The organism is Vibrio sp. Vb1574, from assembly GCF_033338675.1.
Genome location: NZ_JAWOTC010000475.1, coordinates 1 through 1,028, shown reverse-complemented (window position 1 = coordinate 1,028; position 1,028 = coordinate 1). Strand labels below are relative to the sequence as shown.

Sequence of the window (1,028 nt, the reverse complement as noted above, 5' to 3'; positions counted from 1 at the left end):
ATTTATATTAATTTTTTTATAATAATCACGTTAGTCACCAGATAGAGGAACCTGGTGAAATAACAACAAATATTGCTCAAAAGTTGCTATTTTAATTTATTAACCGATTTATAAATGAAACTAACCCTTTTTAATTTTTATTAAAAGCTTCGCATGTACTGACATAAGCAACATGTGAACTAAAGTCACATAATTCGAAGTTAAAACTAAAACATCATGAAAAACTCTGTGTAGACTACCGAATATTAAGTTAGAAGAACTTAGTTTGTTAACGCACGGTAAAATATAAATGGAAACTAGAGTTAGTGAGTCTATTTCCGATATCAAATCTCTTGATGTCGAATTATTAGGCAAGCCTATTCATATCATTCGAGATAAGCTTGAAAATTTAATTTCAGAATCTTGTTCAAGCCTAACGAATGAATTGCAAAATTGGCTCAGTACAAACAAAGTGGAAGCTAGCTTAACCTCCGTAGACCTGCATCGATTCTCTCCTGCAATGATGGACAAAGATCAGACATCCACCCATAAGCACCAAGAAGGTGGCATGGTATTTGTTCACGGTGATACTCAGACTCTCGTTAAATTAGCAGACCGTTTTTATGGCGCTAATACAGAGCGTTCAGTCGCAACACTGACTGCCAGTGATCTTCGCCTACAAGAAAGAATCAGCCGCATTATTATCGGTTGGCTAGCACCGCAAGACATGTGGGAAGCATGTGAGTATGAAGCTCCACGCGGCATAGGCTTATGTGTCCAATTAAATATCACCTTTGAAGGTTATCAAGGGTCGATGTACTTAAAACTGGACACGCATCTGATCCAAACCTTGATTGAACAGCTTGAGCTGCAATCAGACGTGGATTTGTATGAACCTTTTTGTCGTTCCCTAGAATCAACGCCAGTTCGTCTTAACGTGGTATTGAGTAAAAAAACGATGGCTCTAAGTGACGTTGTCAGCCTAAAACCTGATGACATCATGCCAATCGAATTACTAAATACCGTACCGGTAAGCATTGGCAATCAAC

At 37.8% G+C, this 1,028-nt stretch carries 1 protein-coding gene; it reads left to right on the top strand.

Going from position 1 to position 1,028, the window contains the following annotated elements; translation table 11 throughout:
• Positions 1–289: 289 nt before the first annotated feature.
• Positions 290–1,028 (top strand): FliM/FliN family flagellar motor switch protein (locus R7O12_RS26985; protein WP_318127129.1); only part of this gene is annotated, 739 nt, incomplete at its 3' end.